Genomic DNA, 24,878 nt, shown 5'->3' on the forward strand with positions numbered 1-24,878 from the left:
GCTCATGCTGTTTGGGCATATTTATATGCACGCCACTCGGGTTATGACAATGCCACAGACTTGATCTGTGCCCACACAGACATACCGGACGATAACCCCAACTCAGATGCTGATCTCATCGTAATCTTTGCCAGCAAACGATGATGACTGGACAACGCCAGTACCACAACCACCTGCCCTTGCTGCGCTTTGCGATGGTCAATATCGACAATCACAGCCGGCAGGCGATTGAGCATTGTGGTTTGTTCCGGCTCATACAGCGCAATACTGACATCAGAAGCCAACACCCGACAACGGTATAACTGGTCTTGCTCTCCAATATGTCCGGGCGCCCAAATAGTGACACCGTCACTATCAAGTTGTGTCACCCGATCCGGATGATGGGCAACAACCCGGGTATCAAAAATACTGCCCAACTCCTCACCAAACATGTCCTGATGGCAAGGATCGGACATCACAACTTCAGCTTGAGCACTGACGACAACCCGTCCGTTTTGGAACAACACGACATGATCGGCTAAACGAGCCAGTTCCCTAACCGAATGTGTCACATAAATCACCGGAATGGACAGCTCCTGATGAATTTTTTCCAAATACGGTAGGATCTCAGATTTCAGTTTGACATCCAGCGCAGATAACGGCTCATCCATCAATAACAATTTAGGACAGGTCAGCAACGCCCGCGCAATCGCAATACGCTGTTTTTCTCCCCCTGAGAGTTGATGAACCGAGCGATCCAACAAATGACTCACACCGATAAAGCGACAGATACTGTCAACGGAGATCCGCCGTTTACTGGCCGGAATCCGCCGGTAACCGTATTCCAGATTCTGCTGAACGGATAAATGCGGAAATAATCCGGCTTCCTGAAACACATAACCAATGTCACGCCGATATGTCGGGAGAAAGACCCCTTGCTCAGAACACTGCCACACCTCATCACCGACCTGCAATTTGCCGCGTTCAGGATTTTCCAATCCGGCAATCGCTCGCAGACATGTGGTTTTTCCAGAACCGGAAGGCCCAAATAACACTGTAATACCAGAAGCGGGTAACGTTAAATCAACCGCTAAAGAGAAGTCAGGATAAGTAATGGCGAATGTCGCATGAATAGTGCTCAAAAACTTACCTCTCCGAATAACGATAGCGATGATTCAACCAATACATCACTAACAAGGCAATAAAAGAAAAGGCAACCAGACTGCCGGCAAGTAAATGCGCTTTACCGAATTCAAGCGCTTCAACGTAGTTGTATATCTCAACCGACATGACCCGAGTTTTGCCGGGAATATTACCACCAATCATCAAGACAACCCCGAACTCGCCCAGTGAGTGACAAAAACCCATAATGGCTGCCGAAAAAATGCCCGGCCAAGCCAACGGCAGAATCACAGAGCAGAAACGATCCCACGGAGAGGCTCTGAGCGTTGCCGCAACTTCAATTGGTAATTTACCAATCGCGAGAAAAGCATTTTTCAAAGGTTGTAAGACGAATGGAAAAGAATGGATCGTACAAGCAACCGCAATCCCGGTAAAAGAAAAGGGTAATTGCCCAAGATGGAGCTGCTGCAATAACTGACCAATCATGCCTTGAGGCGAAAAGACAAGTAACAGATAAAAACCCAGCACCGTCGGTGGTAACACCATTGGCAGGGAACAAATTGCCTCAATAACGCCTTTATAGCGACATTTAGAAACACACAGCCACCACGCCACCGGAATCCCAAGCACCAACAAACTGAAAGTAACGACCCCGGCTAGTTTTAAGGTGGTCAGCACAACAACGCTGTCAATTTCCATCCATCTACCTTTATGCTCACTTACCGATATCCATAACTCTGGATGATGCGCTGTGCGCTGTCCGTCTTCAGATAATTCAGAAATGCCTGCGCGGCCTCATTGGTCTGTCCGGCTGGTAACACCACCGCATCTTGCCGGATTGGAGCATAGTCTTCACGCGGGACTTCCCAGTAAGAGCCGGATTGATACTGATGGTTCTGATAAACCTGAGATTTCGCCACAAACCCCAGCTCTGCATTTCCGGTGACAACAAACTGGAATGTGGGATTTAATCCTTTACCCTGCACGATTTTGTCCTGAATTTTCGTATACAGACCCATTTTTTCAAGCACCTGTTGCGCAGCAAGTCCATATGGTGCCAATTGAGGATTTGCCATCGCGAGATGCGTATATTCCCCGCGCAGTAAACGCTCTTTCACCGCAATGTTCGGCTGTGCCGACCATAAAACTAACGTGCCGCGCGCATATGTAAATTGATCACGTGCCTGCCGATCTTGGACCAGTTTGGTCGGGCGGGCAGTATCGGCTGCAAAAAACAGATCAAACGGTGCCCCCTGTGTGATCTGAACATATAACTGCCCGGTCGCACCGGTTGAAATTTCGATATGATGTGGAAACTGTGATTCAAAATCCTGACTCAGTGCTATCATTGGCCGGTAAAAATTATTCGCAACCGCAAATAAGGCGTCTGCTGACCAACAAGACGTACTTAATAACAATCCACTCATCAACATGATAAAACGAACGTTCATACTTATATCCCTAGTCGATAGATGACGATGACTCAACCTATTGAATATTCATCAATCGCATCAGAATATACCCAAGTCACCCTAAGATGAAGTTCCAACAGAAATTATTCAGACAATCATTCCCCAGGCGGTATCAGCAATGTACCGCAACAGCCAAGAGATGAGCAAAAATAATGGATTGAAAAATCTAGGAAATATAGAGGGAAAATAAGAGAAGAGCCCTGATACTCAAACCACGTCTGATATATCCAAGCTTCCGATACGCTTATCATATTTGATCTCATACATTGATTTGTCAGCATGAGATAGGAGCCCTTGTTTATTTGACGCATCATCCGGAAAACAACTCATCCCGATACTGACACCAACAGAAATTTGTATGTCGTTCACCGCAATCGGTTGAGAAATCTCTTCTGACAACCGCTGGATTCTGGCCTCGATACAACCGACATTTTCCAGTAAATCCAAACAAATCACAAACTCATCGCCACCAATGCGCCCGGCAAAATCAGGGGCTTGGATGTGATGATGAATACGTTCGCCAATGCTGCGGATCAATTCATCGCCAATTTCGTGCCCGTAATTATCATTCACCTGTTTAAATTTATCCAAATCTAAAAACAAGACCACCACTTTCATTCCAGAACGACTCGCTTTGAGTAAAGCTCGTTCCAAATGCTCCTCAAAAGCCCGCCGATTCAACAATCCGGTCAGATAGTCATGTTCAGACAAGAAAAGCAACCGCTCTTTTTGCGCTTTTAACTCCTCGGTTTGTCGATGAACTTCCGTTTGCAAATCATCCCGGGACACCATTGTTTTTCTCAGTGCACTTTTCATCTGGTGGAACAATTCCGCCAGCGCAACAAATTCAGAGTCTAAATGGTTTGTCTCGATCTGACTGCTCAATTTGCCTTGCGAGAGTTCATGAAAACCATGTTTCAGAGCCTTAAAGCCAGACTGGAAATGTCGATAAATTTGCAAAGCGAACCCCCAGACAAACGCAGAAAAAATCAACAAATTCGAGGCAGCCAGTATCAGCGTAATCTGTTGATTCTCACGACTTTGATTCAGTTTTTTCCGTTGCAAATCGAGCAGATCTTCCGTCATATTCTGTACCAGCATATTATACCGGGCATGAAGTAAATCCCGGCCTGACATCTTCCCTTCCATTTTCATGACAGACTGACCAAATTTTGTTTCCTGGGCGATTAAGATCGATAAATTTTCATTCATTCGGATCATATTTCTCGTATGACGGTCTGAATAAGCAAACTGATCTAACTTCTCCGATAGCCGTTGCTGTGCGACAGAAACCTGTTTCAACATATCGGTGTCTTCATATTGTAAGAATCCCCACAACTGACTACGCAAAGAATCAATACTCAACTGAATCTGCATAATGGACTCTAAATTATTCCGGGTCTGGGCTTGTTCTTTGGCTAAACTCCAGAGCGAAAATATAATTAGTCCAAACAGGAGTAAAGTCGTAATTAATAGCAGCAGTAGTTTTCGAGAAATTGAACGGATCATGGTAAGACACTCGGTTGGTCCCGTAACCGTTCCAACATATCTGACGCAAACATCTTACGGTAATCCGGCAATGAACCATTCACGATACCGGTATCAATAGCCCAACGAGCCTGCAACTGTAGATTAGACAACAATGCATTACCTAACGAAAGCCGGAAGACATAGTCTTTCCAAGTGCTTTCCAGCTGAGTTTCCTTGATGGAAAGTGCTTTGCCGACAAGGCTCCGGGACGATTCAGGATGTTGATGCATCCAATCGATAGTATCTGCCAGAGCTTGCAACAAACGTTGGTGGGTCTCTTGTTTTTGAATATAAGACGAGCGCATCATCAAAAGATTAAATGAGAGTTGATACACACCACTCAGACTTAAATCAACCAGAGGCTCGGTTGATTGTAACGCTGCCTGATAACCATATGGTTCCCATACAGATATCGCGTCAACCTGCTCCTCAAATAGCGCAATGGTAAGCAATTGCGGCTTTAAATAAATTTTTTTAATCTGATCATTGGTAAGGTTATGAACCAGTAATAATGCATCCAGATAAAATTCTGAAGCACTCGCTTCAACCACACCCACAGTTTTACCAATCAAGTCATTCACTTGACGAACACCGGTACGTTGTAATGACAACAGTTTCAAGTCATTATCAGACTGCACAAAACTGCTCAGAACCATAAAGTCTTTGCGTCTGAAACTCTCAAACATCACCACAGACTCTGAAGCCGTGGCGTAGTCCACCGTGCCTGAAAATAGTTCACGAATACAAGCGACACCGCCATAACAAGGAACAAACACCACATCTAACCCATATTTGGCAAATATACCTAATTGTTTTGCAACCAGAAATGGTGAAGACAACGGTGTCTGAGAAACAGCAATACGAATATGCTCTTTAGAATTTTGCATCAACATTGCTTGTTCTTTATGTACCCAAAATAAAAACATAGAAAAACCGACGACCAGTATGATCAGTAATTCGACCCACCTGAGAAAAGTAAAACGAGTGATCATCTATCCATTATCCATATTCCTCCACACCTATATTAATGTTCAGGAACAGCACATGATGCTTGCAATTTATCCCGACTTAACCTGAAACTGAGACATCAAATGACGTAAATCAGATGCCTGTATCGATAGATCTTCACTAGCTCGTTTTGTTTCATCCGTGCTCATCAGCACAGCTTGCCCAGAGTCTCTAATATGCACCATACTCCGGCTGATCTGCTCTGCCGCAACCGATTGTTGTTCACTAGCAGTCGCAATCTGAACATTAGCTTCATTCAATTCGATGAGCGACTGATCAATAAGATTCATTTGTTGCCTGATATCCTGAATCAATATTGAAGACTGCCCAATTTGCTCACTGCTGACCTGAATGGCATTGACTGCCGAATCAGTGTTATCCACCAATGATTCAATTAACGAGTCGATTTCTTGAGTCGCTTCCTGACTGCGTGCTGCCAGAACTCGGACTTCATCGGCAACGACAGCGAAACCCCGCCCTTGCTCACCCGCTCTTGCGGCTTCAATCGACGCATTCAAAGCCAGTAAGTTTGTCTGTTCTGCAATGGCATTCACGACAGACACAAAATTCTGAATTTTCGTCGTACCTGATTGTAAGTTGGTGATCAGTGCCTGTGAGTTCTCAGCGCTTTTCACTAAATTCTCCGCAAGGTTGTTGGTATCTTCAATCATCCGGCAGCCATCTTTCACACAGATTTCAGCTCGCTGACTGGATGTGGAAGCTTCTTCGGCATTGGCTGCAACTTGCGTGATTGTCGCGGCCATTTCAGTCATGGCACTCGCAACCTGCTCTGTATTCTGCTGCTGTTCTTCAACCGATTGTCGATTACTACTGGCAACTGTTGCCAACTCAACTACCGAGGTCGCAATTGAATAGCTACTATTCATCACTGATGACACAATATTGCCCAATGAGTTCGACATCGTCTGCATCGCACCTAATAATCGCCCGACTTCGTCATGACGATCCACTTGAACATCAAGATCAAAATTCCCTTGAGCCATCTGCTCAGCAATCGTACAGGCATAAGACAAAGAATGAACTAATTGACGACTGATAAACAACCCAATCAGCAAACCGACCGATAACGCGATAATCACCAATAAAATCATCCCCCATATTGCCTGTTGTTCTTCGAGCTCCGTTTGCATAAGCGATGATTCGGTGAGTTTTTCAACTTCGGCTAAAAGTGCGCCAAGTTCCTGATTCTGAGCTGTTTGCTGCACTTCCAATTGCTGCGCTTTTTCAGATAATGTCTGACTGTTTTGGTGTTCGACAACGGCCTGAAGGATCTCTGTGGCGGAGTCTTCATAGCGCTGGTGATGGGCAATTACAGCGTCTAAATGCTGCAATAATCGTCGCTCTTTCTCAAATATTTCATTCTCATGATCTTGCAACATTCCTTTAAGATTGGACTGTGCTTGCTGAACTTCCTGCTCAAACGTCTGTGAAACAAGGCTAAACTTTTGTTGTAGGCGTTTTAACTCTTCCGCATTAATATCCACAGTAAAATCCGCAGCCTGCAATGCTTTCTCAACAATCAACGCACTCTGTAGCTGTTTCACAGTGGCATCACTGACGAGTTGAATCAAAGGTATGTGTTCATGAGCAATCCCTTTGACCTCTTCAGCAACTCGGCTCATCTTAAATAGGCTGAAAGAAGAAAGAATAATGGTCAGTATTAGCATCGTACCAACAAGAAAGACCATTTTGACAGTGATAGACTGATTCTTTATCCATTGCATAATAAAACCCGGCCAACTGTAAATGTTTATAATATTCATCAGTCAGACGCATTCATACACATGCTGCACAATCACGTCCCAACTAACTCATTTAATTTAAGTGTATAGGGCTACTGCGTAATTGCTCAGATTTTTTTGGCAATACACGACAAAACAGACCTGCATATATGCTTAATGCCTGAAAAAACAATAGTTAATCTCACTAAAAATATAAAAACGATCTTATAAGAACGATGCCGACTCAGCCAAGGGTTCACTCCGAATTCCAAGCCCCCGTAAAACCATATCGACGACGAATTGCGTGGCATCATCAAACTCTTGATCATTGAGGGCGCGCTTTTTAATCAAAAGAATTTCCGTATCACAATCAGCATAAAATTGAGTCGTTCCCCAAATCATAAATAACAGATACAGCGGTTCAATGGGTCGAATTAAACCACGCTCAATCCAAATTTGGATAATTGTGGCTGTTTTCTCCGTCCACTTCACCATCGGTAATTGCATGGCGTTCTGGATATGTTGTGCGCCATTGATCAACTCCAACGCAAAAATTTTTGACTCTTTCGGATGGGTGCGGCTATAACGCATTTTCCCGCGGATATAGCGTTCAATCACTTGATCTGGCGGTTGCTCTAAGGCAGCTTCGGAGAACCCTTGATTCCAGAGGTTAAGGATATCTTCCAACACGGCCAAATACAGCCCTTTTTTAGAACGGAAGTAGTAAAGAATATTCGCCTTCGGCAAATTAACCCGATCAGCAATAGCCTGAACGGATGTGCCCTTATAACCATGTTTGACAAATTCATCCGCAGCAGCCTGAAGAATCAGTGCTTCATTGCGCTGACGAATCGCACCTGTCTGAGCTTTACGCGAAGAAATTTGTTTCATATGAAGCAGAGTCCCTTATCGAGGTATTGATTGAGTTCATTCCTTATTCCCTATCCCCTCCATTGCTGTCAAGTTTTTCTCTAATTTTTGTAATTACAGGGACAGACACTTTTTGTGCTTTTTGTGACTAGCTGTAGTTGCGGGGACAGGCGTCGGTAGTTCTTTTGAATTACAGGGACAGACGCTTTAGTTGCGAGGACAGACAGCACATTAATATCACAACTCCCTTTTCAATCCTCTCCCAAGTTCGATGCGGATCAATTAAAATCACCCCAATATTTCATCTGGATATGATCCACACATTGATAATACAATCAGCTTCAGTTGAACAGTTGGTCAGATTTTTGCATTACGCCAGCTGATATGTTGCAGGGAATGAATTGAATATGACAAAAATACCGCTCTTGGAACTCTGGAATGTCAGTAAGTTTTTTCCGGGGGTTGTGGCAAATGATCAGGTGAATTTGAAACTTCATGCAGGCGAAATTCTAGCCTTGTTGGGTGAAAATGGTGCTGGAAAATCTACCCTTGTCAAAATGATATATGGTGTCACACGCCCCAGCCAAGGATCGATCTTATGGGATAATCATGAAGTTGAAATCCATTCCCCTAATCAAGCCAGAGCAATGGGAATTGGCATGGTTTTCCAACATTTTTCAGTGTTTGAAACACTGACTGTGTTGGAAAATATCGAACTGGGTCTCGATCGAGAATTCCTCCAAAAAATTGACAACCTGAAACAGAAAGTACTGGAAATCAGCCAGCGTTACGATCTGCAAGTTGATCCGGATCGCTATGTGCATCATCTCAGTATCGGAGAGCGTCAACGATTGGAGATATTACGCTGCCTCATTCAGGATATTCGCTTATTGATTCTTGATGAGCCAACATCAGTTCTGACGCCTCAGGAAGTTGCCGGATTATTTCGTGTGCTGCGCAAGCTGACCAGTGAAGGTTGTAGTATTTTATTTATCAGCCACAAACTCAAAGAAGTCACGGCACTGTGTGATCGGGCTGTGATCCTGCGTGGTGGAAAAGTCACTGGAGAGTGTATTCCTGCGCAAGAAACCCCGAATTCAATTGCTCGCATGATGGTTGGCAGTGATGCCGAACTCTCAGAAAGCTATCCAAAATCGTTGGGGGGACAGACGCTTTTACAGACGAATGCGCTGACTTTATCACCAACCCACCCGTTTGGTTGTGGCCTGACGAATGTCAACCTGTCGATGCAAAGTGGCGAGATTCTCGGCATTGCGGGTGTGGCTGGGAATGGTCAGGAAGATCTGTTGGAGGCGTTAAGCGGAGAAGATCACCGTACGCCGAAAGAGAGTATTTTCTTTCATGGTCAACCTGTCGGACATTTAGATGCAGGCGCCAGACGCGCCCTTGGTATGGCGTATGTACCGACCAACCGTTTAGGCCAGGGAGCCGTACCGGATATGACACTGGAAGAAAATACCTTACTCACACATACTGCGGAACTCACCCGTTTCGGCTTTATTCAACAAAAGATGATGCAAACCCTCGCCCGCAAACTCATCCGGGATAATCAGGTTAAATGTCGCAATGAACGAGCTCAGGCCAAGAGCCTTTCCGGCGGTAATCTACAGAAATTTATTATTGGCCGTGAAGTGAATCAACAACCAACTATTTTGATTTGCGCCCACCCGACTTGGGGTGTTGATATCGGTGCAGCCAGTGCTATTCATCGTCAACTGATCGCTTTAAGAGATGCAGGGACTGCTATTATCGTCATCTCGGAAGATATCGATGAGCTGTTCGTCATTAGTGATCGTCTTGCTGCCATTTATGAGGGGCAAGTGTCTCCCATCGTCAAAACCAGTGAAACCAATATCGAACAAATCGGGCAGTGGATTGCCGGTGGCTTTTTAAAGGATGAGGAGCTCTCTCATGCTTAAAGTTCAACCGCGCATCGAAAGTTCACGCATGATGGCATGGTTTTCTCCGCTCATTGCCATTTCACTGACATTACTGATTTCCAGCCTGATGTTATTCTGGCTGCATGTCAGCCCCGTCAAAGCTTTCAACGTGTTCTTACTGCAACCTTTCAGCGACAGTTACAATCTCGGTGAGCTGATGGTGAAAGCGACGCCTTTACTGCTTTGTGCCGTCGGTCTGGCAATCTGCTATCGGGCCAATATCTGGAATATTGGTGCAGAGGGACAACTGTTAATCGGTGCCGTCGCCAGCAGTGCTGTAGCCGTTCATGCCAGTGAAGATGCCGGTGCGACAATGTTAGTGCTCGTTTTATTGACTGGTATTATCGCGGGCATGTGCTGGGCTGCAATCCCCACATTACTTAACCGTTTGTTTCATACTAATATTATTCTGACCACTATCATGCTCAACTATATTGGCCTGTATGTTCTGCTTTGGGCCGTTCATGGACCACTGAGCGATCCGGATGGTTTTGGCTTCCCTGAATCGATTATGTTCCCTGATGGTGTGACGTTACCCCTCTTGTTTGAAAGTGGACGCGCATCGGTCAGTATTATTGCTGCAATGCTGATTGCTTTCATCACCGCAATCGTTCTGTTCAAAACATTGCCTGGATTTAAAATCCGCGTCTTCGGTGAAGATACTTCCGCGGCACAGTATGCCGGATTTAACCGGCATAAAATTGTCTGGGGCGTCATGCTATTTGCCGGTGCATTAGCCGGATTCGCCGGCGCGGCTGAAGTAACGGGGCCGATTGGGCAGTTGATCCCTTCGGTCTCTCCCGGATATGGCTATGCCGCGATTATTGTCGCTTATCTGGGCAGACTGCATCCGGTCGGTATTATTGTGTCATCTTTCTTCATGGGCGCCTTATACATGGGTAGCGATCTCGCTCAAATCGAGTTAGGTCTGCCGACCGCAGTAACCGGTCTCTTTCAGGGCATTCTGTTGTTCTCTCTGCTCGCGTGCGATTTCCTGATTCATTATCAAATTAAAGTTCGCAGAAAAAGACCAACGACTACAGTGCCTGTCCCTGCAATGGCATCGGCTTTAGCGCTCAATGAGATAGATGCCTCTCACATCAGCCACCAGAAAAATGACAACGGAGCGGCGTAATGGACATACTTTTCATCCAGCAAATATTGATTGCTGCCTTAAAAACAGGAACCCCATTACTGCTCATTGCATTGGGAGAGCTGGTCTGTGAAAAATCAGGCGTCCTGAATCTCGGTCAGGAAGGGATGATGCTCATGGGGGCCATGGCGGGGTTTGCCGGTGCCTATTTCAGTGGGAGTCTCGCCTTGGGACTACTCATTGCAATGTTTGCCGGCACCATAATGGCCCTGTTGTTTGCCATACTGACTCAAACCCTGAATACCAATCAGGTCGCTACTGGTTTAGCCTTGACGATTTTCGGTACCGGGCTGAGCGCATTTCTCGGTAGTCAATTGGTGGGGAATACGATTGAAGGATTTCAGGAGCTAGCCATTCCCGGACTCAGCCAGATCCCCTTTATCGGCCCGATCCTATTTCAACACGATTTATTGGTCTACCTCAGTTTTCTCATTGTCGGTCTGACTTGGTGGGTCATGCACCGGACGCGCTTAGGCCTGACAATTCGTGCCGTGGGAGAAAATCCACATGCTGCGAATGCACTGGGGATTCATGTCATTCGTCTTCGCTATGGTGTCATCGCATTTGGAGGTGCAATGGCCGGACTTGCCGGTGCTTACATGTCATTGGCTTACACCCCGATGTGGATGGAAAATATGACCGCAGGCCGAGGGTGGATCGCGCTCGCACTGGTCGTTTTTGCGTCTTGGCGAATCGGCTACCTAATGCTCGGAGCCTACTTGTTTGGGTGCAGTTCAATCATGCATTTAGTGATGCAGGGATTGGGCATTGATATTTCGCCCAATTTATTAGCGATGATTCCCTATCTGGCGACAGTGATTGTCATGGTTCTGATTAGTTCTGATGCGTTACGCCAAAAATTGGCGACCCCAATGAGTCTGGGAAAACCATTTGATCCAAAACTACATTCATAGCAGATGGTCCCGCTATCCAAACATCCCATCATGGTGCATTAACCGCACCATAATGGTGATTATCAGCACAAATTTTCCACCATGAGTCCGCATGTGAATTCATTGTTGAGCAATTTTAAACAGTTCCATCGATAGTCGAACTAAATTAAACCATACTGGGATTTGATTTTGTCAAAATACAACCATGTGGTCAGTTTTTTGCAAGTCTGTCTTTTATCAACGGCTTGGCAACATCGTGTTTAATAAAAACAGCGCCTCACCGTTAAAGTCTATACCCAATTAATAATCACAAAAATCAATGAAATGGAGTATTTCATGAAAATAAATCAGTGGTTGTCCGTCACGGCCTTGTCGCTGTCAGCGTTGTTTTCCACTTCTACACTTGCCAAAGAACCACTTAAAGTCGGTTTTGTTTATGTTGGCCCGGTTGGTGACCATGGTTGGAGTTATGAACACGATCAGGCTCGCCAAGAAATGGAAGCCCACTTCGGCGGTCAGGTCAAAACAACATTTGTTGAAAATGTTTCCGAAGGCGCTGATGCGGAGCGCGTCATTACTCAATTGGCAAAAGCGGGCAATGACATTATTTTCACCACCTCTTTTGGATTTATGAATCCAACGCTCAAAGTTGCCAAACGTTTTCCTAAAGTTGTGTTTGAACATGCCACCGGCTATAAGCGCAGCAAAAATGTGGGCACTTATGCTCTGCGCACTTATGAAAGCCGTTATGTCTCTGGTGTCGCTGCGGGGATGACGACCAAATCGAATGTGATCGGCTATATTGCAACCTTCCCGATTCCAGAAGTGATTCGAGATATCAACGCTGTTTATCTCGGAGCAAAAAGCGTCAATCCGGACGTGAAAATTAAAATTGTCTGGGTCAACACTTGGTACGATCCCGGCAAAGAATCGGATGCAGCAAATGCACTGATCGATCAAGGTGTTGACGTTCTGTTGCAACATACGGATAGTCCCGCACCATTGATTGCCGCAGAGAAACGGGGTGTAATGGGGATTGGACAGTCATCAGACATGCAGCACTTTGCACCCAAGTCACACATGTTCTCAGTGAGAGATTATTGGGCACCTTATTACATTAAAACCGTTCAAGAAGTGATGGACGGAACGTGGAAGTCTACGGATTACTGGGGAGGACTTAAAGATGATGTCATTCATATTACCTCCATCAATCAGTCCTTACCGGCTGACGTCAAGACAGCAATCCAAAACACTCAGGACAAAATCAAATCCGGTGCGATTGTCCCGTTTGCCGGTCCGTTAAAAGACAATCAGGGTCATCTGAAAGTTGCAGTAGGAAGCGCAGCGTCAGATAAAGAGCTGGTCGGTATGCATTGGTATGTTGAAGGAATTGACGCCAGCATTCCAAAATAATGTCTTCACTCACTTCGTTCTCTACACGGGTACGAAGTGAGTTTTTTTTCGACATAATTTGACCAGATGGACAGCTTTTTTCAGGGAAGAAAAACTATGCTCGAAGTGATGATCAACAACCAAATCGTCAGTATTCCTTCGATATCAGCCGATATGATGCTACTGACTTATCTCAGAGAACACCGTGCATTAAAAGGGACGAAAGAAGGCTGTGCCAGTGGTGACTGTGGTGCATGTACCGTGGTGATGGTTGACCAAGATGAGCACTATGCACTGCGTTACCGTCAGATCAATGCATGTATTACCCCGTTACATGCTGTACACGGAAAACAGATCATAACGGTGGAGTCCCTTAAACAGGGGGAACAACTTCACCCGGTTCAGCAAGCTGTCATCAACCGGCATGGCAGTCAGTGCGGGTTCTGTACCCCCGGCTTTGTGATGTCGCTCTACGCGCTCTCGAAACAGAAAAACCGACCAGAGAATCCCGCAGATTTTCTAGCCGGCAACCTATGCCGCTGCACCGGATATGGGCCGCTCATTGAAGCCGCCCATGATATCGTTCAAACCGACATCACCGATCCCCTTGATGCTCATCGACAAACAGTTCAACACTGGTTCGCTCAGGTACCACCGCTCCAGTCCGAGCACTATTTTATGCCGGAGACTCGTCAGGAATTAGCCAAGCTACGTCAAACTCATCCAACAGCAAAATTAATCGCCGGCGGGACCGATCTCTCTTTGGAAGTGACGCAACGTTATCACTCTCTCCCCTTGTTGATCGATGTATCCAAAGTCGATGATCTGCTCACCATCACGGAAACCGGCGATAGTTGGCGGTTGGGGGCTGCGGTCCCGATGTATCGTGTCCATCAATTTATGCAACAACACTTCCCATCAACCGATGAAATTATTGAACGCTTAGGGAGTATTACCATCCGCCATCGTGCTACGTTGGGCGGTAGTCTGGGTCATGCTTCGCCTATCGGCGATATTGCTCCTTTACTGATCAGCTTAAATGGTCAGATTGAAGTAGATAATGGCAAACAGCGCATCCGATATGCTCCCGAAGATTATATTACCGGTTATCGTCAAACCCGGTTGCAAAATGATGAATGGATCAGTGCAATCTATCTCCCCAAAATAAAGGAACAGCAGCGACATGCAATCTATAAAGTCAGCAAGCGTTATGAAGACGATATTGCCACCGTTGTCCTCGCCTTAAATTTCACGTTTGATGATCAGCGACATATCAGCCACTGCATTATCGCGGCCGGGGGCGTTGCGGAAAAATCTGTTCGCCTGACAGCTCTGGAAACTCCATTTATCGGTCAACCCTTGACCCAGTCGCTGATCCGCCATGTTCAGGCACTGGTTCCTCAGGTGATCCATCCACTGAGTGATATTCGAGGTTCAGCCCAATACCGGATTCATCTGGTACAAAACCTGCTTCAACGTTATTTCTTTGACAATCAGAGTATTGTAGTCCGGCAGGAACAAACCGGACATCAATATCCACCGATTAAAACGAGGTTGACTTATCATGCGTAAACTTATCAGTCAGCCCTATACGGCACAACCGACTCACTCTCAGCATCGATCAAATGTAGTCGGTCACTCCTTACCGCATGAAAGCGCTAAAAAGCAGGTCTCCGGAGAGGCTCTGTTTGTTGATGATTATCCGGAACCGCACGGATGCTTACATGGGGCATTAATCACCAGTACCATTGCCAAAGGCACCATCAAGCACCTCGATCTCTCTGAAGTACAGCGGTCTCCGGGAGTTATTCGCGTCATTACCCATCACGATATTCCGGGACATAATGAAATTGGCACCATCCATAAAGGCGATCCGCTCCTGTGTCAGAATGACATCCGTTATTTTTGCCAACCCATTGCCTTTGTTGTCGCGGAAAGCCACCAACTCGCCTGTCAGGCTGCACAGAAAGCATTGATTGAATATGAAGAAACCAAAGAGCCAGTGATCTCGTATCAACAAGCATCGCAACAGGCGCATTTACTCCCGTCCCACCAGATGGGAGCCTACCAAGGACAGACGTTTTTAGCGGAAGGGACTGACCGGGACTTACCAAGGACAGACGTTTCAGCTTACCAAGGACAGACACTTTTAGTGGCTAATCCTGTGAACATCCGTGGTACGCTGGCCGTGGGCGGACAGGAGCATTTTTATCTGGAGGGCCAAATCAGTCTTGCCGAAGTGACGGAAGATGGTGGTATTTTTATCCGGGCATCAACTCAACATCCGACCGAGGTACAAAATCTGATTGCAGAAGTGCTGAACATTCCTTTCAATCACGTCACGGTTGATATGCGCCGCATGGGGGGTGGGTTCGGTGGTAAAGAAACGCAAGCCGCAGCATGGGCTTGCCTTGCCAGTCTGGGCGCAAAACTCACCCAGAAAGCCGTTAAATTCAGGCTCCCGCGTGCAATCGACATGTCAACGACTGGTAAGCGCCATCCCTTTTTTAATCGTTATGAACTAACGACCACTGACGATGGAGAAATTCTGGCTGCGACTATCGAAGTCAATGGATTATGCGGTCATTCAGCCGACTTGTCTGACGCAATTGTTGACCGCGCCATGTTCCATGCCGACAACGCTTATTTTCTTGGTCAGGCCTGCATCATCGGCAATCGTCTCAAAACAGATACTGTTTCACATACCGCATTTCGAGGGTTTGGTGGACCACAAGGGATGATCATAATTGAAAAAGCTATTCAGGACTTGGCAATCACATTGCAGCAGGATCCGTTCGATCTTCGCCTAAAAAATCTTTATCGCCCGGGCAAATCCGTCACACCTTATGGGATGGAAGTCGAGCAAACCGCTGAACTTCATGATGTACTCACTCGCCTGGAAATCTCCTGTGATTATCGCCAGCGACGTCAGGACATCCACGCATGGAACCGGCATCATCCGGTACTCAAAAAAGGGTTAGCCCTGACTCCAGTTAAATTTGGGATTTCTTTCACAGCAACGCACCTCAATCAAGCTGGCGCACTCATCCATATTTATACCGATGGAACGGTACAGGTTTCACATGGTGGTACCGAAATGGGCCAAGGACTACATACCAAAATTCAACAAATCGTGGCCCAGACATTCGGCATCCCAGCCGACTGGATCTTAGTGACATCGACGAGAACCGATAAAGTACCGAATACCTCACCAACCGCAGCTTCTTCTGGTGCTGACCTCAATGGTATGGCTGCGCATAACGCAGCTATGACCCTGAAAGAGCGGCTGCTTGACTTTGCGGTAAACCACAACGAGTGTCTGTCCTCGCAACAACAAATGGCTCACGAGCGTCTGTCCTCACAATCCCATCCACCTGAAGTTAAAGATGGCATCCTCTATCTTGATGGTACAGAAGTCGAATGGGTGACCTTAATTCAGCAGGCTTATTTAAATCGTGTGTCCCTTTCTGCAACAGGCTATTACAGTACACCTAAAATTGGTTATGACCGTTCGCAAGCCTGCGGACGTCCTTTTTTCTATTTTGCCATCGGTGCTTCCTGCTCGGAGGTGATGATCGATATGCTCACCGGAGAGATGACGGTTGAGCGAGTGGATATTCTGCATGATGTTGGCAGTAGCTTGAATCCAGCCATTGATATCGGACAGATTGAGGGAGGATACATTCAGGGATTAGGCTGGCTGACGACGGAAGAACTGGTCTGGAATGATCGTGGACATCTTCTTAGCCATAGTCCGATGAATTATAAAATTCCAAGTATCTGTGACTATCCGAAACAGATGAATATTGAACTTTACGACGTCCCCAATCCAGAACATAGTATTTACCGTTCGAAAGCTGTCGGTGAACCCCCTTTTATGCACGCAATCAGCACTTGGTGTGCGATTTATGATGCCATTGCTGCAATTTCTGAACATCAGTGCATTCCCGATCTTGATACCCCTGCCACAGGGGAAAGAATACTCACGGCTTGCCAGCAACAATATCAATGGCTGGCACACCAAACGCAGACAACCGCGGTTTACAGTGAAGCAGATAGCGAGGGATAAAGGATGGCTGTTCAATCATCTGTTCATACATTGATCAGCACTTCGATGCATTGGTTGGACGCTTGTCACATGTTACAGCAGCAAGGCTACGACTACTGTCTGGCGACCATTGTTGCAGCCGTCGGATCAGTGCCACGCGCTTGTGGGGCTAAAATGGTGATCACGACACAAGGACAGTATGACTCTCTCGGGGGAGGTAACCTGGAACGGCAAGTGATAGAGACGGCCAGAACCGAGCTGCAACGTCGTTGTCAGCATCCCAATCAAGACCCCACAGTGTCGATCGAGCGATATAGTCTAACCGCTGATCTGCAACAGTGTTGTGGTGGAGCAGTTCAGGTTTTGTTTGAATATTTCAACACGCAACAACCTCATGTCGCTATTTTTGGTGCGGGCCACATTGGTCAAGCGCTCGCTCCCATTATTAATAAGTTACAATGTCACGCAACAGTTTTCGATTCTCGCCCGGACTGGTTGGCGCCACTGAATGAACAAGGAATGTCAACGCAATGTTTTGACTCCACTGAAACAGTAATCTCATCGTTACTCCCTCACACGCATCTGGTGATCATGACACACGACCATCGTTTAGATTATGACTTAACCCGACTGGCACTGGAAAGACAGTGTTTTCCATACATTGGCCTCATCGGGTCTGAAGGTAAAAAACAACGTTTCATCTATCGGCTCAAAGAACAGTTAAGCCAGCCTGAGCTGATCTCTCAGTTAACTTGCCCAATCGGGCATCCCGACATCAAAGGTAAACGACCAATGCAGGTGGCGCTCTCCATTGCGGCGCAGCTGAATATGCTGTTTGAACAACAAGACGTGCCAGTTCAGCGCCCAATAGACATTGCAACAACGGTGACCGATTCAGTCCCCAAAAAGCAACAACATCTCTGGCAACAAGCCAATACGTTACTTAAAGAGGTATCCAAACCACCCTATGAATAAACATAAGGAAAGAGATGAACGCTGCAACTCGAACGATTCAGTTAACTCAGCCCCAATTGGCTCAAATCTGTACCAGTACCTCGTGGCAGCAGCTCATGCTCGCTCATATTATGCCGAGCCCTGACTACGCAACATTGTGTCAAAGAGCCGATGCAGCATTTGCGCAACTTTCAGAATCCGACTGGCTGGAAGCGTTTGCCGGTCATCCGATGATTGGCGACCTTGACACATTACAAAAGAAATATAGTCAGGGAAAACATCTCAGTGAACAAGAACAGGGTAAAGTCAAACTGGCATCGAAAGCTGTACTGCACGATCTTTTGTATTACAATCAGGCCTATCTGAAAAAGTTCGGCTTTATTTTTATCATTTGTGCAAGCCAACAATCGGCAGAACAGGTCTTGGAACAGATAAAGGCAAGAATCAAAAATAATCGCAGCGATGAATTGATGAATGCGGCCATAGAGCAACAAAAAATTAGTCGCCTGCGCATGGAGTCTTATCAATGAGTACATTAAGTTGTCATATTCTCGATACCAGCTCCGGTACGCCTGCAGCCAATGTACCCGTCACACTTTATCGTTATCAGACTGGTGAACCGCTTGCATCGGCAACAACCGATGCCGACGGTCGTATCCGTTTTGCAGATATCACTTTATCATCCAATCACTATATGCTCTCATTTGATGTGGCATCTTATTGTGAAAATGCCTTCGGTCAGGCATTTTTCCCCAGAATCGATGTGCATTTTCATGTGACGGAACAAAAGCATTACCATATGCCATTACTTCTCTCGCCCTACGCCTATTCAACCTATCGTGGAAGTTAAGAGTAAAGTATGCAGAAAACATTTCACCGGGGAGAGATTTTACATTTCCCTACAAGGACACACAGTCCTGAACACGATTACCAGTATCTGAACGATGGTATTCTCGTTATCGAACAAGGAAAAATCATTGATTTACTCGATGCCGATGTTTTTTTTCAGCACCACTCTATTGCCCCGGAGCAGATAGAAACACATTCGGGATTACTGATTCCGGGCATGATTGACAGTCATGTTCACTATCCTCAAATGGAAATGATCGCCAGCTACGGCCGGCAACTGTTGGAATGGCTCAATGACTATACATTTCCAGTCGAAACAAAGTATGCAGACTCATCCTATGCAGCCCTGCAAGCAGATGCTTTTATAAAGCAACTGTTTGCTCACGGCACAACAACCGCCAGTGTTTTTGCCACCGTTCATCCGCAATCCGTCGATGCTTTCTTTACCGCAGCGGCAACTTATCAGGCCAGAATGATCTGTGGCAAAGTCTTGATGGATCGGCATAGTCCCGAAAATCTACGTGATACTGCTGATTCAGGCTATCGTGAGAGTAAAGATTTGCTGGAAAGATGGCATCATCAGGAACGGGCATTGTACGCGATTACGCCCCGATTTGCGCCGACAAGCACACCAGAACAACTGGCGTTAGCAGGACAGTTGGCCCAAGAGTACCCAGATGCTTTCATTCAGACACACTTAAGCGAAAACACAGATGAAATTAACTGGGTCAAAAGTCTGTTCCCGGATTCACAAGATTACTTAGATGTTTATGAACGGTATGGATTAGTGCGCGACAGGGCATTGTTCGGTCACGGGATTCACCTTGAGCCAAGAGAGTACCAAGCATTGGCCAGCAACCATAGCAGCGTGATTTTCTGCCCGACATCAAACCTCTTCATCGGCAGTGGGTTATTCCCCTATTTTACCGTGAAAGAGCATGGGATACCGGTTGCCATTGCCAGTGATGTCGGGGGCGGTACCAGTCTCAATCTACTGGTGAATCAGGCCGAGGCTTACAAGATTCTGCAATTACAGCATCAAAACCTCAATCCTTTTGAATCGTTATATCTATGTACACAAGGGGCTGCTGTTGCAATGCAGTTAGATCACCAAATTGGTAATTTAAATCCCGGCACAGAAGCTGACTTCATTGAACTCGATGTCAATGGCACACCGATGCTCAAACAACGCATGACACAAGCAAAAACATTGGAAGAAAAATTATTTGCTTTAATTATGCTGGCAGATGAACGAGTTATCCGTCAGACCTATGTGAACGGACAACGGGTTTATTGTCGCTCATGAACGACGCAAGATTTTGGGACACATATTGATGTCCCGAGATCTTTCAAAGATAACCGACAAATCAATAAGTTACCCTCGATGACATTGAATGTTATCTGGTAAATTTCTGGCTTTTAACGATAAATGTTGTTGATCCAAGCGGACAATATCCAGAGTCCCGCCGGCATGTTTAGGAATATACTGTTTAAGATTGAGCATTGCTTCCCACTCAGGATGTGTGAGGTTCTCAACCTTCAGCTCATTCGCCTCAAGGATAAGCTTATCTCCTGCCACTTTCCAACTTCCATTTCCAGCAACAGAATATGACACTTCAATCGGCTGCCCCGGTAAACGGGCAATCAGTGTTCCTTTGGTTACATATTTATGGGACGCAAGATAATGTTCCTGAGTGGTTAGATTTAACTGATACAAAGGCTGACGAAGAGAAGCAGTGCAATCCCACTTTCCCCGCAATAAAGACACATTTTCAACGGCTTGAGCTGCTACCGAAAATCCACTGAATAAACAGCAGCATAGCAAATAAAAATAACGCATCACAATTTTCACTTCATCTGAACAAGTTACCGAATCATAACTAATTTTCAGCTGAAAGTGTCAGAGTCAGGTTGAAACTGTTACAAGGACAGACGCTGTTGTGGTTAGAACTGTTACAAGGACAGACACTTTTGTGTTTCAGAAACAATCAAATGATTAACAGGAGACGATAGCAGAGGAAATTCTTCAATTTGTCACTTGTAATTCAGTCAAGAACCATGCATCTTTAGTCAAATTAAATATTTGATAAAAAAGGATAATATAAGTGAATATATCCAAGGCACTATCATTCACCAGCATGATTTTATTAAGTGGTTCTGCAATGGCATCGGTTACGATTGATCTCCCTGAATCAGTTGATGTTCTGGTTGCCAATGGTGGTAAAGCAGATATATCAAGTGGTGGTTTTTTTAGTTCACAAAGAAAACTACAACTGGAAGATGGACTACAACAGATTGTCTTTCGTTATGAGCCTTTTTTTCAAGAAGGTAAAGACAATATCGGTGTAGAAAGTGATGTAACTGTTGCTGTATTTAATGCGGCAGATGCAGAACTGACACTTCGAGTTCCCCAATATAGAAGTTCGCGCGAAGCTCGGGAAAATATCAGTAGTATGCAATGGTCACTCACTAATCGAGACGGACAAAAAATCCCAGTTACGCAGGATAAACTACTCAAAGACGGCATCCAATTCGGACGCAACTATTATACCGAGATGTCCGTTTACAATCAGTCTGACAAAGTGGCATCCGTTCCTGAATATGCCCCACAATCTGGTCTATCGAGCAAAACGATTCCAGCTCGTTCGCTCAAATCTTCTCAAACCAAAGCTTCAGCATCGACAGCGGAGACAATGTTGCATTATTGGTATGAACAAGCTGATGAGCAAGCTCGGGCTCGCTTTAAACAATTTATCAACCAGCAATAATCTTCTCACAACTCATAGTTGATCGTTCAGTTCGGTATCGAATACATTTACCTATCAGTGAAGTGCCACCGTCTCTGTATCAGAATGGTGGCACTTCACCAATGTTTAGATAACTACCAAACAAATCTTTTAATCCATCAATTCGCTTACCATTGTCCGATATCACGATGTTAGCAAACAATTTTATTTGCTATGCAACACTCATTTGTTTTCCGCGACTCAACAACTCAAATGTGAAGTCACTTCAAGTCTCACAGTCGCTATTCTCCGATGATGATCACTAAACTGGTATAAAAGATAACGTTATGGCAAGGTACTTATCATAAAAACAAGCCATGCTATAAAAACAAACCATAAAAATTGCTAAGTAGATAGATTGATTATAAGGATAAGCAACATGAAACCGATAGCATCCGCAGTCGCTTTATGCCTACTGATTGGCATAGCGGGTTGTCAGAGTACACCACATCAAACATCATCGGATAATCCAACCGACGAACAAACCCAGTCTTATGCACTATTTACTCATATCCAAGCCACTTATCAGCAATGGGATAAAACGCTCACGGATGTTGAACCTTTCAAAATCTACTCCGAATCTCATTACAGAAAACTACAAGATGCATGGAAAGATGCTCAAACGTTATATCAGGAGATTCAAGCAGATCCATCAAGATCCACCAAAAGTGTGTCGATTTTTTCTAGCCAAACTTATGCAGACAAATTCAACCAGTATATTGATACCATCGAGCAGCAGTTAAACCAACTTCAAGTCTTCAAAGAAAAAGCTGATCATTTTCTTGCCGATGCAATTGCTGAAATGGATTATTTAACCAAGATCGATGCACAACACTATGATACCAGAGAATATCAACACGTGAATGGGATGTATCATGATCTATTTGAATATGTTGCTGAAGATAAACTAGAAAAAGCGCAGACAAAACAGGTGGTGTTTCTGAATACCTCTCGGAGCCTTGAAGTCAAGATCATGCGCCTCAAATATGTCCAGCCATTACAGAAAAAACTCACGCTATTAAAACAGGAAGATTTTAACGAGGTGGCTCCCATCACCTTTGCTAAAGCTAGTCATCAAATCCAATTGGTCGAGGCAACCGTTCAGTCCAATCCTAGAGATATTGAAACCATAGAAAAAGCAGCACAACTTGGCCAGTTTGAAATCGCTCATTTAGAACAAGTCACACACATGGTGAAACAATTACGCAGTATTGAAAATGGCCAATTCGAACCAATTGTTCTTGAGATCGAAAACAAATTACTGGCTATTTCACAAGCGATCAATAATTCAGACTACCGAGATCAAGTGCTAAGAGAACAAACGAATCGTATTTTGGAGAGTGTCGCAGCTCTTCAACAGTTGGCGCAAACACAACAAGAAAGTTGGCAGGAAAAAAATACAGCACAACAGCAAAATAACCAGAAGCTACAAACAGCACTCACAGAAGCCTATCAGCAGCAACAAACCCTACAAGAACAATTGCTTCAAGAACAGACGCATGTGAAAAATCTAGAAACGCTGGTTTCTCTGTTAAAATCACAGCAATCGTCATCCACAATTACCCCTCTGCCAGAAGAGCAAAACAAATTGAGAGAAGCGGATAAAATGCCGCCAACCCTACAGCAAAAAGATCCAAAAAATTCAGAGACGCAGTGAACCCAAGCACAACTCATTCATATTGAATGATTTTTGAGTACAGGGATGACAGATTTGTCATCCCTGTTTTTTCTAAGGACAGACATTTTAATACCTTTTCTAGGGACAGACATATTAGACCCTGTAAGTATGTCATACTTTATTGACATCAAATTACATCGAAAAAACGGATATAACTCGTATCATGAGAATCATCGTCTTTCTCCTTTCTTTTCAATTCGCCATACTTTCCGCACAATTGATCAACACGGTTTATTCCTATGACCATCGCCAGAACAAAGTTGGTTTCTCCTGATATCACAGCCTACTACCACTGCGTGTCACGTTGTGTCCGACGTGCCTTCTTGTGCGGTGAAGACCAACTGACTGGACAGTCCTACGAACACCGACGTTACTGGGTTGAGCAACGTATTCTGGCTTTAGCCCAAGTATTCTGTATTGACATCTGCGCCTATGCGGTGATGAGTAATCATTATCATCTGGTGGTTCATATTAATCGGAACAAAGCAGAACAGTTATCGAACAAAGAAGTTATCGAGCGTTGGGGAAAGGAGCATCAATTACCACAACTGATTCTGAAATATCTAAAAAATCAGACCTCCGCTTCTGAAATGCAGGCCTGTCGAAAAATCATCCATCTCTGGCGAGAACGGCTCTATTCTCTAAGCTGGCTGATGAAAGAACTCAACTTCAGTATTGCTAAACAAGCGAATCAGGAAGATCAGTGTCGCGGACATTTCTGGGAGGGTCGATTTAAATCTCAGGCTTTACTGGATGAGAAAGCGCTGCTGGCAGCAATGGCCTATACTGATTTAAATCCGGTTCGAGCTGGTATAGCTAAAACACCAGAGACTTCAGAGTTTACATCGATCAAGAGACGACTCGATTCGCTAAATGCTATTCAAGCCCCACGATCAAGGCTCTTTCCATTTGTAGGTGAATCTTCTCAGAAAAAATCGGATGGCATTCCATTTCGTCTGATTGATTATATTGAGTGGGTTGATTGGATTGGACGACAGGTTCGGGAAGGAAAGCCAGGCTATATTGACAACAAACAACCGACCATTCTCATCCGATTATCTGTCAGTCACACCGATAGCTTCGACTTATGTACTCGGCTAGAACGCAAACGGTGTTTATGGGTTGGTTCATCGAAACAACTTCAAGTCGTGAAACACCGATTGAATAGACAGCGTTTACATGGATTATCCGTCTAAATAACGATCCAAATATCCTTCAAAATTGCACCTAATAACTCCTGAAAACTGCACCAAGCTAAGTTACAAAGACCTATACACCATTTAGCATTCTCCTATCATCTAGCACCCCAATCCATATCAGAAGATGGCTCAACTCATCACTCATTGAGAAACGATGCTGTAGGCTTGGAATGTGTGTCCTCGTAACAAAAGTGTGTGTCCTCATAATCTTGCCACTTGTGACTTACCAACGCTTGTGGCAG

Annotated in this window: 21 protein-coding genes; 13 read left to right on the forward strand and 8 right to left on the reverse strand. The window is 45.1% G+C overall.

The features are described from left to right. Nucleotides 1-41: 41 nt before the first annotated feature. From modC to VRK_RS12925, 7 genes are all read right to left on the reverse strand, one after another. On the reverse strand, nt 42-1,121 hold the full coding sequence (gene modC, locus VRK_RS12895; RefSeq protein WP_059121742.1) for a molybdenum ABC transporter ATP-binding protein: 1,080 nt from the start codon (nt 1,119-1,121) through the stop codon (nt 42-44). A gap of 4 nt (nt 1,122-1,125) precedes the next feature. Next, nucleotides 1,126-1,800: a molybdate ABC transporter permease subunit gene (modB, locus tag VRK_RS12900; protein WP_059121743.1), complete on the reverse strand. Its 675-nt coding sequence runs from the start codon at nt 1,798-1,800 to the stop codon at nt 1,126-1,128. Between the two features lie 20 nt (nt 1,801-1,820). Then, complete coding sequence (gene modA / locus VRK_RS12905; RefSeq protein ID WP_059121744.1) at nt 1,821-2,552, reverse strand: molybdate ABC transporter substrate-binding protein; 732 nt, start codon at nt 2,550-2,552, stop codon at nt 1,821-1,823. 228 nt (nt 2,553-2,780) lie between these two features. Further along, entirely contained in the window at nt 2,781-4,082 is a 1,302-nt protein-coding gene (locus VRK_RS12910) for a GGDEF domain-containing protein (RefSeq protein WP_059121745.1), read from the reverse strand. Beyond that, nucleotides 4,079-5,095, reverse strand: a complete 1,017-nt coding sequence (locus VRK_RS12915) for an ABC transporter substrate-binding protein (protein ID WP_059121746.1) — start codon at nt 5,093-5,095, stop codon at nt 4,079-4,081. The genes VRK_RS12910 and VRK_RS12915 overlap by 4 nt, the downstream gene beginning before the upstream one ends. 66 nt (nt 5,096-5,161) lie before the next feature. Next, nucleotides 5,162-6,856, reverse strand: a complete 1,695-nt coding sequence (locus VRK_RS12920; RefSeq protein WP_197413104.1) for a methyl-accepting chemotaxis protein — start codon at nt 6,854-6,856, stop codon at nt 5,162-5,164. 222 nt (nt 6,857-7,078) lie between these two features. Continuing rightward, nucleotides 7,079-7,744, reverse strand: coding sequence for a TetR/AcrR family transcriptional regulator (locus tag VRK_RS12925; RefSeq protein WP_059121748.1), 666 nt, complete (start codon nt 7,742-7,744; stop codon nt 7,079-7,081). A 386-nt stretch (nt 7,745-8,130) separates the two neighbouring features. Between VRK_RS12925 and VRK_RS12930 the strand changes: the two genes are divergently transcribed. The 10 genes from VRK_RS12930 to guaD all read left to right on the forward strand — a co-directional run bounded on the left by VRK_RS12930 (nt 8,131) and on the right by guaD (nt 20,279). Next, nucleotides 8,131-9,663, forward strand: coding sequence for an ABC transporter ATP-binding protein (locus VRK_RS12930; protein ID WP_059121749.1), 1,533 nt, complete (start codon nt 8,131-8,133; stop codon nt 9,661-9,663). Beyond that, nucleotides 9,656-10,819: an ABC transporter permease gene (locus VRK_RS12935; protein ID WP_059121750.1), complete on the forward strand. Its 1,164-nt coding sequence runs from the start codon at nt 9,656-9,658 to the stop codon at nt 10,817-10,819. Before VRK_RS12930 ends, VRK_RS12935 begins: the two co-directional genes overlap by 8 nt. Then, complete coding sequence (locus tag VRK_RS12940) at nt 10,819-11,751, forward strand: ABC transporter permease (protein ID WP_059121751.1); 933 nt, start codon at nt 10,819-10,821, stop codon at nt 11,749-11,751. The genes VRK_RS12935 and VRK_RS12940 overlap by 1 nt, the downstream gene beginning before the upstream one ends. Nucleotides 11,752-12,066: 315 nt before the next feature. After that, the gene (locus tag VRK_RS12945) at nt 12,067-13,143 is read left to right on the forward strand and encodes a BMP family ABC transporter substrate-binding protein (protein ID WP_059121752.1); all 1,077 of its coding nucleotides are present in this window, start codon (nt 12,067-12,069) and stop codon (nt 13,141-13,143) included. Between the two features lie 96 nt (nt 13,144-13,239). Then, on the forward strand, nt 13,240-14,694 hold the full coding sequence (gene xdhA, locus VRK_RS12950) for a xanthine dehydrogenase small subunit (RefSeq protein WP_082671380.1): 1,455 nt from the start codon (nt 13,240-13,242) through the stop codon (nt 14,692-14,694). Beyond that, nucleotides 14,687-17,191 (forward strand): xanthine dehydrogenase molybdopterin binding subunit, encoded by a 2,505-nt coding sequence (xdhB, locus tag VRK_RS12955; protein WP_059121753.1) that lies wholly within the window; start codon nt 14,687-14,689, stop codon nt 17,189-17,191. Before xdhA ends, xdhB begins: the two co-directional genes overlap by 8 nt. A 3-nt stretch (nt 17,192-17,194) precedes the next feature. Beyond that, nucleotides 17,195-18,145: a xanthine dehydrogenase accessory protein XdhC gene (gene xdhC / locus VRK_RS12960; protein ID WP_059121754.1), complete on the forward strand. Its 951-nt coding sequence runs from the start codon at nt 17,195-17,197 to the stop codon at nt 18,143-18,145. A 14-nt stretch (nt 18,146-18,159) separates the two neighbouring features. After that, entirely contained in the window at nt 18,160-18,654 is a 495-nt protein-coding gene (locus tag VRK_RS12965; RefSeq protein ID WP_059121755.1) for a 2-oxo-4-hydroxy-4-carboxy-5-ureidoimidazoline decarboxylase, read from the forward strand. Beyond that, complete coding sequence (gene uraH, locus VRK_RS12970; protein WP_059121756.1) at nt 18,651-18,974, forward strand: hydroxyisourate hydrolase; 324 nt, start codon at nt 18,651-18,653, stop codon at nt 18,972-18,974. The genes VRK_RS12965 and uraH overlap by 4 nt, the downstream gene beginning before the upstream one ends. Nucleotides 18,975-18,983: 9 nt before the next feature. Next, the gene (guaD, locus tag VRK_RS12975) at nt 18,984-20,279 is read left to right on the forward strand and encodes a guanine deaminase (protein ID WP_059121757.1); all 1,296 of its coding nucleotides are present in this window, start codon (nt 18,984-18,986) and stop codon (nt 20,277-20,279) included. A 69-nt stretch (nt 20,280-20,348) separates the two neighbouring features. Here the strand turns inward: guaD and VRK_RS12980 are convergent, their stop codons facing one another. Beyond that, the gene (locus tag VRK_RS12980; RefSeq protein WP_059121758.1) at nt 20,349-20,813 is read right to left on the reverse strand and encodes a hypothetical protein; all 465 of its coding nucleotides are present in this window, start codon (nt 20,811-20,813) and stop codon (nt 20,349-20,351) included. Nucleotides 20,814-21,078: 265 nt separating this feature from the next. On the opposite strand from VRK_RS12980, the gene VRK_RS12985 reads away from it, so the two are divergent. The 3 genes from VRK_RS12985 to VRK_RS12995 all read left to right on the forward strand — a co-directional run bounded on the left by VRK_RS12985 (nt 21,079) and on the right by VRK_RS12995 (nt 24,633). After that, entirely contained in the window at nt 21,079-21,741 is a 663-nt protein-coding gene (locus tag VRK_RS12985) for a DUF2057 family protein (RefSeq protein ID WP_059121759.1), read from the forward strand. A gap of 397 nt (nt 21,742-22,138) precedes the next feature. Next, a complete protein-coding gene (locus tag VRK_RS12990) occupies nt 22,139-23,416 on the forward strand; it encodes a hypothetical protein (protein WP_059121760.1) in 1,278 nt (425 codons plus the stop codon). 260 nt (nt 23,417-23,676) lie between these two features. After that, nucleotides 23,677-24,633 carry a transposase gene (locus tag VRK_RS12995; protein ID WP_059121761.1) on the forward strand — a complete coding sequence of 319 codons (957 nt, stop codon included), beginning with the start codon at nt 23,677-23,679 and terminating at the stop codon, nt 24,631-24,633. Nucleotides 24,634-24,878 lie beyond the last annotated feature (245 nt).

Source organism: Vibrio sp. MEBiC08052 (assembly GCF_001506075.1).
Taxonomy (GTDB): Bacteria; Pseudomonadota; Gammaproteobacteria; order Enterobacterales; family Vibrionaceae; genus Vibrio.